The 13033-nt window shown below is 40.7% G+C and carries 9 protein-coding genes; 5 read left to right on the forward strand and 4 right to left on the reverse strand.

Annotated features, from left to right (window positions below):
- Window positions 1-251: 251 nt before the first annotated feature.
- Window positions 252-1514, reverse strand: coding sequence for a valine--pyruvate transaminase (locus QL986_RS09900; protein ID WP_024602560.1), 1263 nt, complete (start codon window positions 1512-1514; stop codon window positions 252-254).
- A gap of 234 nt (window positions 1515-1748) precedes the next feature.
- Here QL986_RS09900 and QL986_RS09905 point away from each other — a divergent pair, with 234 nt between their 5' ends.
- The 4 genes from QL986_RS09905 (at window position 1749) to QL986_RS09920 (ending at window position 8035) form a co-directional block, all read left to right on the forward strand.
- Window positions 1749-2762, forward strand: coding sequence for an endonuclease/exonuclease/phosphatase family protein (locus QL986_RS09905; RefSeq protein ID WP_024602561.1), 1014 nt, complete (start codon window positions 1749-1751; stop codon window positions 2760-2762).
- A gap of 355 nt (window positions 2763-3117) precedes the next feature.
- Entirely contained in the window at window positions 3118-4122 is a 1005-nt protein-coding gene (locus tag QL986_RS09910) for an HlyD family efflux transporter periplasmic adaptor subunit (protein WP_024602562.1), read from the forward strand.
- Window positions 4122-6911: a ribosome-associated ATPase/putative transporter RbbA gene (gene rbbA, locus QL986_RS09915; RefSeq protein WP_024602563.1), complete on the forward strand. Its 2790-nt coding sequence runs from the start codon at window positions 4122-4124 to the stop codon at window positions 6909-6911. Before QL986_RS09910 ends, rbbA begins: the two co-directional genes overlap by 1 nt.
- 2 nt (window positions 6912-6913) lie before the next feature.
- Window positions 6914-8035, forward strand: coding sequence for an ABC transporter permease (locus tag QL986_RS09920; protein ID WP_024602564.1), 1122 nt, complete (start codon window positions 6914-6916; stop codon window positions 8033-8035).
- Window positions 8036-8173: 138 nt separating this feature from the next.
- On the opposite strand, the gene QL986_RS09925 is transcribed toward QL986_RS09920, so the two are convergent.
- Window positions 8174-9346, reverse strand: a complete 1173-nt coding sequence (locus QL986_RS09925; RefSeq protein WP_024602565.1) for a DUF3103 family protein — start codon at window positions 9344-9346, stop codon at window positions 8174-8176.
- A gap of 273 nt (window positions 9347-9619) precedes the next feature.
- On the opposite strand from QL986_RS09925, the gene QL986_RS09930 reads away from it, so the two are divergent.
- On the forward strand, window positions 9620-10039 hold the full coding sequence (locus tag QL986_RS09930) for an MAPEG family protein (protein WP_024602566.1): 420 nt from the start codon (window positions 9620-9622) through the stop codon (window positions 10037-10039).
- A gap of 52 nt (window positions 10040-10091) precedes the next feature.
- Here QL986_RS09930 and yddG read toward each other — a convergent pair whose 3' ends face one another.
- Entirely contained in the window at window positions 10092-10994 is a 903-nt protein-coding gene (gene yddG, locus QL986_RS09935; protein WP_024602567.1) for an aromatic amino acid DMT transporter YddG, read from the reverse strand.
- Window positions 10995-11175: 181 nt separating this feature from the next.
- Entirely contained in the window at window positions 11176-13023 is a 1848-nt protein-coding gene (locus QL986_RS09940; protein ID WP_138686553.1) for an ABC transporter ATP-binding protein, read from the reverse strand.
- Window positions 13024-13033: the final 10 nt, after the last annotated feature.

Consider the following 13033-nt stretch of genomic DNA (forward strand, 5'->3'; position numbering starts at 1 on the left):
GTTAAAAAAGGTCGCGTAGCATACCAACTTATATATAAATTTAAAGTGGGTGTGGCGCGTTTGCACAAAATTAATACAATCAATAAATAACAGTAATAACCGCTTACCTCAGTTTAGGGCTTATTTAACGGCTTAGAGGATGACTGAATAACTTTAAATTGTTCACAGGTTTATGCCAATAACTATAGGCACTATAAACGCTTTGCACGCACTGTATTCACGCAAAGGGTTTGAATGCCCTAAATATCAATTCATGCCATCACGGCTTTAATGGCCTCTAAGCCTTTTCGCAAAGTGCTGGCATCGGTTGCATAATTAATGCGAATACACTGGTGTTTGTGTGCCCAAGCATCATCAATACCAATAAAAAAATTATGCCCGGGAATAATATAAACATCCTGCTCTTTGAGCTTTTGGTAAAGTTGTTCGCTGGTTATTTTTGCCTCTTTAAACCACAGCCACATAAAAAATGCGCCTTCTACTTTGTGTAAGTAAACGGGGAGGTGGGCAAATATTTCATCAAACAAGTTCATTGCTGTTTGTGCTTTTTCTCGATAAAAAGGCAGCACTGAATTTTTACACAGCGGAAGGAGTTCATCTTCATTAATAAGGCGCGTTACTAAACTTGGGCCAAAACTATTCGGCGACAAAACCATACTGCCATTCACACGGCCAATGGCTTTAATTATGTCATTGTTAGCCACTACAATACCGGTTCGCAAACCCGGTAGGCCAAGCTTTGAAAGTGACATGCATAAAATAATGTTTGAGTTCCAGGTTAAGTTTGCGTCGGTATAAATACACCCAGGGAATGGGTCGCCGTAGGCGTTATCAATGATCAGTGGGATATTATATTGCTTAGCCAATAAATCGAGATGCTGTACTTCTTCATCAGTAATGACATTGCCTGTTGGGTTAGTCGGGCGCGATACACACAGTGCGCTAATGCTGCTGTCGCTTGCTAATACTTGCTCAACAGCTTTAAAATTAATGATATATTTAAATTGGTTTGAGCCACTTTCAGTATTTAAAATTTCGATATCGGGCTTTATTGCTACAAACATATCGTCAGTTAAGCCTTGATCTGCATAGCCTACATATTCAGGTGCCAGCGGAAATAAAACCTTTTTATGGCTTCCATCAGGCATACTGCCAGCTAACAGATTAAATAACACAAAAAAATTGGCTTGGCTGTCATTACCAAGCGCTATATTATTTGCGGTTAAATCCCATGAGTATTCACTTTTTAGTTGCTTGGCCAGAGCTGCACGAAATGCATCATTACCCGTTGGGCCATCGTAAAGTCCAAATACGTTGGAAAGTGTATTATTAGCAACAAGCTTTTGTAACTCATTGATAAAAATATCATTAACCTCAGGCACTAGGGCCGGATTACCACCACCGAGCATAACAATATTTGGATTATTACTGTTTTTAGCATCGCCTAAATCTTCCATTAACTGAGTAATACCATTAGGTTGAGTAAATTTAGTGCCGAAGTTTGAGTAATCCATAATGACCGTGTGCCTTAAAAAATGATAAGTTAGTGTAAATTAACACTATGAATTTGATATTGAAAAATTTTCACCGCTTAGATTACTATAGCCATAACCCGCTATAATCGTTTTTCATATTTTAAGTAGGGCAGCCTTATCAGCAACCTTGAATCACACACTAAAACACCTTTAAACACCAAAGCAGACGATTCGGTTATTACTGATACGATTCTTAAAATTGCCACTTTTAACTTGTTTAATTACCTTGAGCCGCCTAATGCCTATTATGAATTTGAACGCATATACACCGCAGAGCAGTGGGCTAGAAAGCAGCGTTGGCTTATTAATTACTTAACCGAACATCAGCCTGATGTGATTGGTTTTCAGGAAGTATTTAGTATTGAGTCGCTTAAAGAATTAGTTAAAGATCAAGGCTATACGTACTTTGGCGTGGTAGATGAGCCCCAGGTAATCGACGACTTTATTTACAAACGCCCTGTTGTGGCAATAGCCGCAAAATACCCCATTGCTGAAGTGGCAAGTGTTGAGCATGACCATGAGCTTGCTGAAACCCTTGGTTTAACTGAGGATTTTACATTTAGCCGAAAGGTGCTTAGAGCTACAATAACCTTACCGCATATCGGCAACACGGATTGTTATGTGGTGCATTTTAAGTCTAAGCGCTCAATGATAGAGCTTGATGAGCAAAACAAAGACCTCACACCCGAAAAAAATATTATCGAGCTTTTAAAAGCCGATATAGCAGGGAGTTGGGGCTCAACTATTCAGCGCGGCAGTGAGGCTACATTGCTGATGATAGACATCATTGCACGCCGCGAATCTACACAAAACCCAATGGTTTTAATGGGCGATTTTAACAACGACTTAGCCGATGGCGTTTTAAGCCATTTACTAACAAATACACTGCGCTTTGCCCCCACGTTTGACAGTAACACTTACCTTGCAAAATATTGCCTTAACGACGCATGGCAGTTATTTGCAAGGTCGCAATTAAATTTGGCTAATCAAAATAATGAAAATAAAGTGGATTTAAAGCGAAAGCCTACCCATTATTTTGGCGCGAGCAGCTCAGTGCTTGACTACATTTTGTTGTCTTGCGAGTTTGACTCAAGTTACGACGACAGCTTTTTTGAGGTGAGCCATTACCATACTTACGATCGTCATTTAATTAACCCTGAATTTGAGCGTGATGATTTAAGCACCGATCATGGCGTGGTATTGATTAGCTTAGCATTAAGGTCGTAGCGAATTTTGTTACTATAAATTGTAAGCTAATCTGCCGCTGACATAATTAATATTAAGGCGCTCAGTAGGTGCCTTGATGTTTTCCCTTTCTTTTATCCTGCTGTTTTAAAAAATCACTAATAATTAGTGCATTAACCCTAATTTATATTGATCCACATCATCTTTATTAACGGTGAGGGTGGTAGATTAGTGACGCTAGATTTTTAAGTTCGTTTAAATCGCTTATTACAACTACCCTTGTTGTACTTACAAAGCAGGGTTGCTTTCATATAACAAATAGCGTGCTGTATCCTAAAAATTTTTACCTTAACTACCCTCACTTACATTACTTTATACATACATGGAGTTTTAGCACATGACAATTAAATCAACGTTCAAATCTTTGAGTAAGCTCGCTGTATTGGTCATTGTGGGGGGGGCTGGCTGGTATGCTTGGCAAACCTTGCAGCCTACATCATTTGCTGATCAACTCCCTGACAGCGTTGCCTATGGAAATGGGCGAATTGAAGCGACTGAGTACGATATTGCTACAAAATTACCGGGCCGCTTAGTTGACGTTATGGTGCAAGAAGGCGATATGGTCAAAGCGGGTCAAACGTTAGCGGTTATTGATACTGATGATTTAAATGCACAGTTACGTGAAGCTCAGGCGGGGCTTCGTGTTGCTAATGAGTCTCGTAAATACGCATTAGCGATTGTAGAGCAGCATAAAAGTGAGCTTAATTTTGCACAAACTGAATTGCGCCGCTCTGCAAAATTATTAGAAAAAGGCCATATTTCAACAGAAGTGGTAGATCAACAACGAACCACCTCTGCTATTGCGCAAGCTGCTTTAACCGCGGCAAACGTAAAAGTTGTGCAGTCGGATGCTGAAATAGAAGCAGCGCAGGCACGTATTGAGCGATTACAAAGCAACATAGCCGACAGCACGCTCACAGCACCAATCAATGGACGCATATTGTATCGATTAGCTGAGCCTGGCGAAGTGCTTGGCAGTGGTGGTAAAGTTTTATCGTTATTGGATTTAACCGATGTTTATATGAGTATATATTTACCAACAGCGCAAGCGGGCAAGGTAACAATAGGCTCACAAGCACGCATTGTTATTGATGCTGTTGCCGAGTATACATTACCGGCTAAAGTGACGTTTGTATCTGCACAGGCGCAATTTACCCCTAAATCGGTAGAAACCCGAAACGAGCGCGATAAACTGATGTTTAGAGTTAAGGTAAAGCTCGACTCGCAGTTATTAAAAGATCATATCAAACAAGTAAAAACAGGGGTGCCAGGGCTTGCTTATGTGTTGTTAGCGCCTGAAAAAAATTGGCCTACGTCATTACAGGTACGAGTGCCTGAATAATGGATAACGACGATAAAAACATTCAAAAGCCACCAAGTGAAAGTGTGGTTACGCTTACTAAGGTGAGCCATCGCTATGCTAATAATCGCGTGCTGGACAACATTAGTATTTCATTACCTGGCGGGAAAATGGTCGGGTTTATAGGCCCTGATGGCGTAGGAAAATCAAGCTTGCTGGCACTTATAGCGGGGGCAAGGGCGATTCAAGTGGGAGAGGTTGAGGTATTAAACGGCAATATGCGCAGCAGTGGTTTTCGTAATACGGTGTCGCCACGCATTGCTTACATGCCTCAAGGGCTTGGCAAAAATGTGTATCCAACACTTTCTGTGTTTGAAAATATAGATTTTTTTGGTCGTCTATTTTCTCAAAATAAAGCCGAGCGAAAACAACGAATTAATAACCTTTTAAAAAGTACAGGCTTAGAGGCATTTGCCGATCGCCCCGCAGAAAAGCTCTCTGGCGGGATGAAACAAAAACTCGGTTTGTGCTGCGCACTGATCCATGACCCTCAATTATTAATTTTAGATGAGCCAACAACCGGAGTTGATCCGCTATCGCGTCGTCAATTTTGGCAATTAATAAACAGTATTCGCGCTGAAAATACTCAGATGAGCGTACTGGTTGCGACCGCCTACATGGAAGAAGCCGATGATTTTGATTGGCTAGTTGCTATGGACGATGGAAAAGTAATCGGTACGGGCAGCCCACAAAATCTAAAAGCACAAACTAACAAAGAATCGCTTGATGAAGCCTTTATAGCATTACTTCCTGAAGAAAAACGCCATGATCATCAGCGGTTAGTTGTGCCACCTCGTAAACAAGACTTAAACACAACTCAGTTCGCTATAGAAGCAAATGGATTATGTAAAACATTTGGCGATTTTACCGCTGTTAACAAGGTGAGTTTAAGTATTGAACAAGGTGAAATTTTTGGCTTTTTAGGCTCAAATGGCTGTGGAAAAACCACCACAATGAAAATGCTTACCGGGTTACAACCGGCAACCAGCGGCGAAGCAAAATTGTTTGGTGAAAAGGTCGATGCCAATAACATCGAAAGCCGCAAACGCGTTGGTTTTATGTCGCAAGCATTTTCGCTTTATAACGAGCTTACAGTGAAGCAAAACTTGGTATTGCATGCACGTTTATTCCACTTACCCGCAGAGAAAATAGAGCCGCGCGTTAAAGATTTAATTACTCGGTTTAACCTTAAAAAATACAGTGACGATTTTCCTACCGATTTGCCCCTAGGTATTCGCCAGCGTTTATCGCTTGCTGTTGCGGTAGTACATAGCCCTGAAATGCTCATACTTGATGAGCCCACATCGGGTGTAGACCCCGTTGCAAGGGATGACTTTTGGCAGTTACTCATTGAGCTTTCGCGCGAACAAGGCGTGACTATTTTTATTTCGACTCACTTTATGGATGAAGCGGCACGTTGCGATAGAATTTCGTTAATGCATGCAGGTAAAATACTTGCCAGCGATACGCCAGCTGCACTGTGCCAAACGCGTAATACCGACACACTAGAAGCTGCCTTTATTGAATATTTAGAAGAGGCGGTAAATGCAGCCGGAGCAAGCTCGGCGATACAAGCATCGATAACGGATAAACCCAAAGCATTGGCTACAGCGCCCGCTACTCGTAAAAATAACACTAACCCCGCATTTAGTTTGTTGCGGTTATTTGGTTATGCGCATCGCGAAACGCTAGAGTTATGGCGCGATCCTATTCGCCTAACGTTTGCTTTGCTGGGCTCGATAATTTTGCTGTTTATTTTAGGTTACGGCATTACATTTGATGTTGAAGATTTAAGCTTTGCGGTACTAGATCAAGACCAATCGCCAGAGAGCCGCAACTACATCCAAAATATTGCAGGTTCACGTTACTTTATTCAAAAAGCAGATATTAAAAGCCCGCAAGAACTTGATAAACGAATGCGCAGTGGCGAGTTAAGCGTGGCCGTTGAAATTCCACCTAACTTTGCTCAGCAATTTAAACGCGGCCGTAAACCTGAAATTGTAGTGTGGATTGATGGTTCTATGCCGTTTAGGGCAGAAACGATTAATGGTTATATGAGCGGCGTGTATTACAGCTATTTAACCAACTTATCTTTGCGCACTTATGCGCAGATACCCAATTTAGTGCCAGCTAATATTGAATCTCGCTATCGTTATAACCAAGATTTTAAAAGCATTGAGGCCATGGTGCCGGCGGTTATTCCACTGCTATTGGTATTTATTCCTGCGATATTGATGGCGCTTGGCGTAGTGCGCGAAAAAGAGTTGGGTTCAATCATAAACTTATATGTCACACCGGTTAACCGGCTGGAATTTATTATTGGCAAACAGCTGCCTTACATTTTAGTGAGTATGATTAGCTTTTTTGGCTTAGTTGCACTTGCTATTACTGTGTTTGGTGTGGCGCTAAAAGGCAGCTTTTGGGCGCTTAGTTTGGCTGCATTATTATACGTTACAGCGACTACCGGAGTGGGGCTGTTAATTTCGGCTTTTACAAAAACACAAATTTCAGCACTGGCAGCCACTACGGTGGTGGTGTTGATGATTGCCGTTAACTTTTGTGGGCTAATTGACCCTGTTTCTTCCTTGGAAGGGTTTGGAGCGATTATTGGCAAACTGTTTCCAACCACCTACTTTTTAGAGGCGTGTCGGGGGGTCTTTAATAAAGCGCTTAATTTTTCTGATTTATCAGCCCAGCTACTGCCTTTATTCGCTTTTATACCCGTGCTGACTCTGGCCAGTGTATTTTTACTTCCAAAGCAGGACAAATAGCCATGCAACGTCGCGGAAAAATTATTAATTTAGGTATTAAAGAGTTGCGTAGTTTATGGCGTGATAAGGTTTTACTGCTATTTGTTTTTTTTGCTTTTACTGGGCTGATTTATGTGGTGGCTTCAGCCACGTCGATAGAGTTAAATAATGCGCCGATTGCAGTTGTTGATCACGACCAATCGCAATTATCTAAGCGTATTATTAATGCCTTTTATGAGCCTTACTTTAAAACACCAGACAGTATTTCATTAAGCGATATTGACTCAGCTATGGATAATGGCCGTTATACTTTTGTGCTTAATATACCGCCTTATTTTGAGCGTGATGTACTTGCAGCTAAGCAACCTACGATTCAAGTAAATATAGATGCTACGCGTATGTCGCAAGCATTTATTGGTGATAACTATATTCAAATTATTATTAACGGCGAAGTAAATGAGTTTGTGCAAGGTTATCGAACCGTTTATTCACTGCCAATAAAGCAATCGGCGCACATTATGTTTAATCCAAACATGACAAGTGTATGGTTTGGTAGCGTGATGGAATTAATGAACGTGATCACAATGATTTCGATTATTTTAACTGGAGCCGCGGTGATCCGTGAACGCGAACACGGCACATTAGAGCATTTATTAGTGATGCCGTTAAGCCCCTTTGAAATAGTGATGGCGAAAATTTGGGCTAATGGTTTAGTGATTTTATTACTGACTGCGTTTTCATTATTTATTGTGATCGAAGGTTTGTTACAAGTGCCTATTCATGGCTCGCCAGGCTTATTTTTATTTGGCGTTGCTATTCATTTATTTGCGACCACATCGCTGGGTATATTGTTAGGCACACAGGCGCGCACCATGCCGCAACTCGGGTTATTGATGATCTTAATTTTATTACCATTACAAATGCTCTCTGGCGGTGTTACGCCGCGTGAAAGTATGCCTGAGGTAGTGCAAAATATTATGTTATTGGCGCCAACAACGCATTTTGTAAAATTTGCTCAAGCAATTTTATACCGAGGAGCAGGGTGGGATGTAGTTTGGCCTTACTTTTTAGCATTAACTGTTATTGGCAGTGTGTTTTTTATTGTTGCATTAATGCGCTTTCGTAAATCAGTGGCGCAAGGTTAGGGTATTAAAATATAACGTGTAATTTCAAAAAAGTGGCTGTGATAAAGCCACCCGTTAACGTTAAAGCGCTAATGGGTGACTATTGAAGTATGGGGGAGTGATACCATCCGCAATAATAATTAAGCGAATGGGGATGACTTAGTTTAGTCTTGGGTTAATTTCTAAAGGAGATAGCGTAATGGTCGCATTACTGCTTGCTCCTTTATATTCTTGATAGTCTTTGTTTTCAAACAGCGTGTAAAAAACATCAACATAATCGTCATTATTAGTAAACCATTCATCCGGCATTGCTTTTAGCAGTTCATTGGTCAGCTTAGGAATAATGGCATAACCTTGCGCTTGTAAATCAGGAATGCTCGCCATTACTTGCTCTGATATTTCTAATAATTTTATTGCTAGAGTTTTATAGTTGGTGTTGTCATCTTGTTCCATTAAGAGTAAATCAACCGCCTGCCAACGATAACGCTGCCAATGAATTAGCACCTGATTAGGACTGTAATCGGTTTGATCATGATCTAAATACGGTAAATCAACGATATCTAATATTGGTTCATCTCGGGTGGGGTCGACACCCGTTACAATGGCATAAATTTCAGCACCACCTGAGATCCAAGGTTCTTTGTCATCTTCTAAGCGTATTTTTTTCAATACACTGGTTTGCAGAGGTTGTTCATTGCTTAACTGGTTTCGTGGACTAACCGTGCTTTTACTGAATTTGTTAGTAGATAAAATTCCTCTCATTACTGCAATACCCGCATCTTGTACTTTTTGTTGATCTAATTCGACAATAAAGACAGGTTGGGTCGGCATTTGGTCAACACTAAGATAATGAATGTCACCATACTGATCGAACGCTTCAATCTCGCTCCATTGCGTATCGTCACCAGCGGGTGCAAATGCAAATAAAGGGCGTTCGCCTTGCTGCCAAGCGCTAAGCATTTTATCGCTTGCCAAACGCACTTGTAACAAACTACCTGTGTTTTGTGGTAAACCTTTCAGTTGTTGTAACGCGTTGTTTGCTAAACGAGTATTTTGTTGTGTGTGCATACCTAAAGACGGTAGCTGATCCGCATTCAAAACCAGTTTATATTGGCTTAGCGTTTGTTTAAGATCAGCGTTTAATACACTGTAATTAAGCGCTATTTGTTTTGCGAAATTGCGTTTAATGGTGGCTACGTCTTTGTATTGCGCCAACTTAGCCAAGTTTTCACCTTTTTCGATTTCATATTGAGCTGAAAAAGCGGGCGGTGATACACAGTTCAATAGCGCTAAGGTTACCAAGCATTTGGTTATTTTATTCATCATATTCATTTTACCGTTCCGTTATCAGTAACACTATAAAACAACACTTAGAATAAATACTCAAATAAAAATTATAAAATACGTAATTAGTACTGGTTTTAAGTTGCGCTCAGACTCTAAAAAAATACCAAGACGCTGTGATAGAGTAAGTTTTATATAAAGAATGAATCTATTACAAAAAATTATTTTACTAAAAAGTAATTACTATATACATCAGTGGCTTATCTTTGGCTTGATAGTTGCTGTAACTATTACTCTAATAACAACACAAAGGATTAAACAATGACCGATATAGCACATTCAGCGTTTATAGCATTTTATTTATATTTAATTATGATGTTAGTTCAGTGGACAGTGGCGACGTTTAGTAAAGCCAAACAGCCTGGGGCTGTACCAGGAAAAATAGATAAAGACCTATCTCATGAGAGTTTTATATTTAGAGCGCATCGCACCTTTCATAACACATTAGAAAACAGTGCGTTATTTATAGGAACGGTTTTATTTGCCTTTGTGATGAATTATCACAGTTCGGTTTTTGCAATCTGTATTTGGGTTTACGTTATTGCACGTTTAATTCATATGGCACTGTATTACGCCATTGCCACAGAGAAAAACCCCAGCCCGCGTAGTTACTTCTTTTTGATTGGTGTGATTGCAAACATTGTGATGTTAGTGCTGTTAGGACTGCGATTAGCAAGCTAATTAAATGATTAAAGCGAAAAGCAGACAGTCCCTAGCTTTTCGCTTACTTATTTTATTGGGCTGGCTTTGTTTTTCGGGTCACAATGAAACACATTAATGAGCCTAATGTAACTAATACTACGCCTTGCCAAAATGCGTTGGTGAGCGATAGTGATAAGTAAATAGAGGCAAATAGCGTAGACAATACAGGAATAAAGTAAGACAAGGTGCCTAACAACACTAGGTTACCGCCAATGATTGCTTGGTTCCATAGTGCGTAACCTCCACCAATAACCACCCCTGCCAGCAATAAAGTAAAACTAGAATATACGTTAAACTCAAAGCTGGGTTCATTACTCAATCCGTAACTTATCCATAAAAAGATTGCCGTGGCTGCAAAAAATATACTAATGGCATTTTTACCCTCGCTAAGTTTTACCGTTACACTGCAATACACAGCCCAAATAAACGCCGCTGCAAATGCCATGGAGTAGGGTACTGGATTGTCACTAATATTAGCGGTTAATACTTCCACAGATAAACCACTATTACCTGCAATGCACCATGCAACGCCTAAAAACGCAATCAGTATGCTGGGGTAGACTAATACGCTTACTTTAGTGCGGTTAACAATAATCGAAAATAAAATGGTTAACGCTGGCCAAAGGTAGTTAATAATCGCCATTTCCAACGCTTGCTGGCGACTATTTGCAAAGCCGAGGGATAACGCTAAACACATTTCGTAAATAACAAATAAGCTACCACCAAAGACTAAATAGCGTTTTGGGTAATTGCTTAGCCTTGGTACACCCATGACTAGTATTAAAAAAATCGCACTGACGCTGTACATTAAAGCAGCGCCACCAATTGGGCTAAATAGTTCTGATAAGTCGCGAATAAAGGCAGTTAAACTGCTCCAGAGCAAAATTGCGAGCACCCCAAACAGGGTGTATTTGTGTTTACTTAATAAAGACATAATAAAATTCAAAGCGTGATGATAAAACACGGGGAATGTGGCATTTTATGATTTAAAGAACAAGCATATGTATCAAAATGCCGACTAAATGCTTATAAATTATATTTAAGATCAATAGCTAAGGACAGAATGTAGCATTAAGCAGGGCAAGCTTAATATTCAGCTTGCCCTGTTAACCTAATTACTCAACGCCAATAAAACCACCGGTTTGATGCGCCCAAAGAGCAGCGTAAATGCCGCCTTGGGCAATTAATTCATCGTGACTGCCTTGCTCTACAACGCCGCCTTCATCAAGCACGATGAGTCTGTCCATTTGTGCAATGGTCGATAATCGATGGGCAATGGCGATTACTGTTTTACCTGTCATTAAATCATCTAAGCTTGCTTGAATAGCCGCTTCGACTTCAGAGTCTAAAGCGCTGGTGGCTTCATCAAGTATGAGGATTGGTGCGTTTTTAAGTAGTACGCGTGCAATAGCAATACGTTGGCGCTGACCGCCTGACAGGGTGACCCCTCGTTCGCCTACTTGCGCATCAAAGCCTTTGTTGCCTTTGCTGTCTTCTAAATCGGTTATAAAATCAAGGGCTTTGGCTTGCTTAGTCGCATCGAGCATTTCGGCTTCTGTGGCATCGGGTCTGCCGTATAAAATGTTATCTTTTACTGAACGATGCAGTAGGGATGTATCTTGGGTAACCATAGCAATATAGCGGCGAAGGCTTTCTTGGCTTACATCCGTGATATTTTGGCCATCAATACTAATGCTGCCTTTGTCGGTGTCGTAAAAGCGCAGCAACAAGTTAACTAATGTGGATTTACCCGCGCCAGAACGACCCACTAAGCCGATTTTTTCGCCGGGTTTAATGTTTAAGTTTAATCCGTTTATTACGGGGCCACGGTTATTTTCATTCGCGGCTTTACCGTAGTTAAAATATACATTATTAAAGTCGATTGCCCCTTGGGTGACCTTTAACGTTTCGGCTTCTGGTTTGTCAGCAACCGCAATAGGATTAGAAAGGGTGCGCATGCCATCGGCTACGGTACCAATGTTTTCAAACAAGCTGCTAATTTCCCACATGATCCATTGGGCCATACCATTAAGCCTTAACGATAAACTCAATGCCACGGCAATCGCTCCTGCACTAATGGCGCTTAACGACCATAAATACAAAGACACTGCTGCTACCGAAAACACTAACAAATAGTTTAAGCTTTGAATAACCACGTTTAAGCTGGTGACCAAGCGCATTTGTTTATAAACAGGCTGTAAAAATACATCCATACTTTGTTTGGCGTATTGTTCTTCGCGTTGGGTGTAAGAAAACAGCTTAATGGTTGAAATATTTGTGTAGCTGTCGACGATACGGCCGGTCATTTCTGAGCGTGCATCAGCTTGTGAACTGGCAATACTTTTTAATCGGGGTACAAAGTAAATTTGCACGCAAATATACAATGCTAACCACACTAATAATGGCAACATTAAACGCCAGTCTGAGGCGGCCACTAAAAACACCATTGAGCCAAAATAAACAGCAATGTACATAAGTACATCAAGTAACTTAGTGACTGACTCACGTACTGCTAATGAGGTTTGTAATACTTTTGTAGCGATACGCCCAGCAAATTCGTTTTGATAAAAGCTGACACTTTGGCGCAGTAAATAACGGTGTGCCAACCAACGAATAGACATAGGGTAATTGCCCAATAGCGATTGATGTAAAATAGCTGATCTAAAAAACACCACTATAGGCATGACGACTAAAAGCATTAACCCCATTTTTATTAACGCAGATTGTTGCTGCGAAAACAGCTCTTCAGGTGTGTATTCGCCAAGCCAGTCAACCAGTTGGCCCATATAACTAAATAAAGACACCTCTAAAATAGCGAGTAATGCGGCACTGAGCGACATAAGCACTAACGACAATTCCATGCCTTTGGTGTAGTGACGACAAAATGCAAAAAGGGTTTTAGGAGGCTGAGATGGAGAACGCTCTGGGAACGGTTTAGTCATCCGTTCAAATAGTCGATACATATTAACTGCT

The sequence above is a fragment of the Pseudoalteromonas sp. APC 3250 genome (genome assembly GCF_030407915.1).
Lineage (GTDB): Bacteria > Pseudomonadota > Gammaproteobacteria > Enterobacterales > Alteromonadaceae > Pseudoalteromonas > Pseudoalteromonas tetraodonis.